Genomic DNA, 3,530 nt, shown 5'->3' with positions numbered 1-3,530 from the left:
CCCCTCCCCTCTCCCCTTGGAGAGGGGTTGGGGGGAGGCCTTATCAACTTGTTAACCCATCACCTAGTTGCTTTACTTCTTATAATGTTTATCGTAAAAGCGTTTCTTAACCACTGTTCCGGGGAACGTTTTCTTGCGAATTTGTATTTCGAGTTCGTTGCCCAGCTTGGCGTATTGGCTGTCTACGAGCGCCATGCACACACTCTTGTCTACCGAGATGCAGTGGTAGCCAGTGGTTACTTCGCCCACTTTCACGCCGTCTTTCACCACGTCGTAGCCGTGTCTAGGTATGGCTTTGTCTTTCAGTTCAATGCCCACCACCTTCTTTTCCACGCCGTCGGCCTTTTGTTTTGCCACAGCCTCTTTGCCGATAAACTCTTCTTTGTCTAGCTTACAGAACATGCTGAACCCTGCCATGACGGGAGAAATCTCGTTACTTAGTTCGTCGCCGTAGAGTGGAAGGCCCACTTCAAAGCGCAACGTGTCGCGACATCCCAAGCCACAAGGCACGCATCGCTTGCTTGCCATCAGCTTATCCCACTGTTCAACGATAAATTCGTGAGGCCCGTAAATCTCAAAACCATCCTCGCCCGTGTAGCCTGTGCGGCTCACAATGACATTTGCGCCATTGGTTGCGATGGTTTTGGCGGTGTAAAATTCCAGTTCCTTGCAGGCTAAGCCCAGCACTTCTTCCATCACTTGCTCGGCCTCGGGACCCTGAACAGCCAATTGTGCGTAGTAATCCGAGCAATGGTCGATGGCCACATCATAGCCAGCGGCGTTCTGTCTCATCCAATCTACGTCCTTATCTATGTTTGCGGCATTGATAACGAGGAAGAATTCGTTTTCGCCAAGCTTATAAACCAGCAGGTCGTCTACCGTTCCGCCGTCGGGATAAAGCATCATTCCGTAGAACACTTTGCCAATAGGCGCAGCGGCGATGTCGTTAGTAAAGATGTGGTTGACGTATTTTTCGGCCTCGTTTCCTGTGATATACACTTCACCCATGTGCGAAACATCGAACACGCCGCAATGGTTACGCACGGCGTTATGTTCGTCGGTGATAGACGAATACTGAATGGGCATGTCGTAGCCCGCAAAAGGTTGCATCAGTGCACCTAGTGCAACGTGCCTGTCGTGCAGGCAAGTTTTTTTATCTTCCATGTTGTTTAGGGCTTTATATAATAAGTTTGATAAAGTCTTCCTTACTTAGGTTCATGATAATATCGTCTACCCGTTGGGGCAAGGCTTGCCTAATGGCCTCTTCGGTGTAGGGGATGTTCTTCAACGTTGCGAGCAAACGATTGTCGATGTCGCCCGTCAAGAAGAAGTCGCCCATGATGTTCACCTGCTTAACGATATTCTTTTTCATCTCGATGCGCACCTCAAATTCGCCTACATTCTCAATCCGCTGTTTCCTAACGGAGGTGTATCGCGGGTTGTTTCCGTAAATAAATTCGGGTGTTAGGTATTCTTTCTCTATCTCCTCGATGGCCAATACGTCGTCGGGCGTTAGCACATGCTTGTCGTTGCATAGCTCTTGCCTGACGAAAGCCTTAAAGTGGGGCAGCGAAATGTTGGTGTGGTCTTTCAGCAAGGCAATGTGTTGTCTTACGCTTTGCACGCCCTTGCTCACCAGTTTGGCGTCGGTGGGGGTTATGCTGCCCACCATGTGCTGCATGTTGGTGTCGTAGAGCATGGTGCCATGCACGATACTGCGCCCAGGAACGTGGTAAAAGGCCGTGCCCGACACCTTCTTGCCATGTATCAAGATGTCGTTTCGGCCACTTGCCTCGGCCTCCACGCCCAGCTTTTGCAAGGTTCGTGTCACCATATTCAGGTAGTGATTGAAGGTGAGACTAACGTTTTCGTCTTTCGTAATGTACGAAAACATCACGTTGCTCATGTCGGCATACACGCATCCGCCTCCGCTTTTACGGCGGAAAGCCTTAATGTTGTGCTCCCGACAATAGTCAAGGTTCACCTCGTTTTCTATGAGTTGGTTTCTGCCAAACAGCACAGTAGGTTCCACCTGCCACATGAAAAAACATTCTTCGAGGTCGAGATTTCGAGCCACAAATTCTTCCATAGCCAGGTAAAACGTTATTTGTCGTATTTGGTTGAAAGGCAATTCAATGTATATCATCTTCGGTAATGCTGCAATTTAGGTATGTTAGGCGTGTGTCAAGGCGTTTTTTCGCCATGTGGTTAGGCACGTTTTCGTTAAGCCAAATGAACAAAGTTGAGCTTGCTCGAACATTGTCATGGCGAGAAAACGCACTTTTCGAGGAACGAGAAAAGAACGTCTTCGGGGTTTGTCGAACGCATTTGGCGGTGTGGTAGATTGCATGTGCGGTTCGCCCCTCTTTGATGTTCGATGGCAAAAGTACAACAAAATTGACAGAACAACGAAACTTTTCGAGGGCTATTCTGCGCCCAACCCCTAAGATTTAACATTTTATTAGTGTTTGTTCAATCGGTTGGTGCGGGCTGTCACGATGCCTTACTTTTACTAGTTGACACGCTTTCGCCCCCTTTGCTTACAACTTGTTACTTAGCCTCGTGGGTTGCACGCCTTAACGTAGTTGTTTTATGGAAACGTTAGACTGAATGGGCAACAGCGTTACGGACAATTGGAGAAACGTTGCCGAGGGGAAGCGGTGTGTTGATTGGTAAGCTTTAGCCCGCGTTTTACAGATTATAGCTGTCCCCTGTTTAGGTTGGCAACAAACCTTATCGGCCATTTGCCTGCGTAATGCTGTTCGTTATGGGGCTGCAAACCGCTTGCAGCATCTGTGCAAGAGGCCTTGTAGTGTGCGCACAAACAGCCTTGTAGTGTGTGCACAAACAACTTTGTAGCGTAAGTACAAGCACCTGGTTGTGCGAAGTACAAGCACCTTGCAGTGTGCATACAAACCATTTGTACAGGGGCAACAAACCACTTGCAGCAGACTTGCTCCGTTGTTTAAAGTCCATTTCACGTCTTTATGCCTGCCCCACCACACTTTAATTAGCGAACAGAAAACGACAAGGCGTTGGACAAGTGCATGAAGTAATCTTGACCTTTAATACTTCTATAATTTGAGAGGAGTGCAGCACAAGTCTACCCACTGGCTTATAAACTTACGAAAACCGAACAACCACCGAAGACATCAACTTATCAGCTTACAAACACAAGAACTCACCAATTCATAAGTTAACAAGTTGACAGATTGACAAGTTAACAAGTTCATAAGCTCGCGAACTCTTCAACTCTTCAATTCAAAAAACTCAAAAAACTCAGAAACTCAGAAACTCACGAGCTCACAGACTCACAAGCTCAAAAAACTTACCAACTCACAATCCCATCAACTCAAAAACTTAATTCTTTATCTTTTATTTTACAACACCACTCTAAATTTCGCACCATTCTAGCGAAAATACGGGTCATAAAGTAGGTAAATCACTACTATTTCTTTCTTGCCACGCCCTCTAACGTGTCTGCTTTTAAGAAAACAACCTGCATTTTGCACCATTTTGCCTTTCTAGTT

The 3,530-nt window shown here is 46.9% G+C and carries 2 protein-coding genes; both read right to left on the bottom strand.

Going from position 1 to position 3,530, the window contains the following annotated elements; all coding sequences use genetic code 11:
* Positions 1 to 72: 72 nt before the first annotated feature.
* The gene (gene gcvT / locus HMPREF2955_RS04425; RefSeq protein ID WP_070721378.1) at positions 73 to 1,164 is read right to left on the bottom strand and encodes a glycine cleavage system aminomethyltransferase GcvT; all 1,092 of its coding nucleotides are present in this window, start codon (positions 1,162 to 1,164) and stop codon (positions 73 to 75) included.
* Positions 1,165 to 1,177: 13 nt separating this feature from the next.
* Positions 1,178 to 2,146 carry a lipoate--protein ligase gene (locus HMPREF2955_RS04420; RefSeq protein WP_070721376.1) on the bottom strand — a complete coding sequence of 323 codons (969 nt, stop codon included), beginning with the start codon at positions 2,144 to 2,146 and terminating at the stop codon, positions 1,178 to 1,180.
* Positions 2,147 to 3,530: the final 1,384 nt, after the last annotated feature.

The organism is Prevotella sp. HMSC073D09 (assembly GCF_001814145.1).
In the GTDB taxonomy this organism is placed as follows: domain Bacteria; phylum Bacteroidota; class Bacteroidia; order Bacteroidales; family Bacteroidaceae; genus Prevotella; species Prevotella conceptionensis.
The sequence above is the reverse complement of the archived record's forward strand: the minus strand, read 5'-3'. Positions and strand labels throughout refer to the sequence as shown.

Excerpts from the sequence above, each read along its gene's own strand:
- gcvT (WP_070721378.1), bottom strand. The coding sequence starts at position 1,164 with ATGGAAGATAAAAAAACTTGCCTGCACGACAGGCACGTTGCACTAGGT.
- HMPREF2955_RS04420 (WP_070721376.1), bottom strand. The coding sequence starts at position 2,146 with ATGATATACATTGAATTGCCTTTCAACCAAATACGACAAATAACGTTT.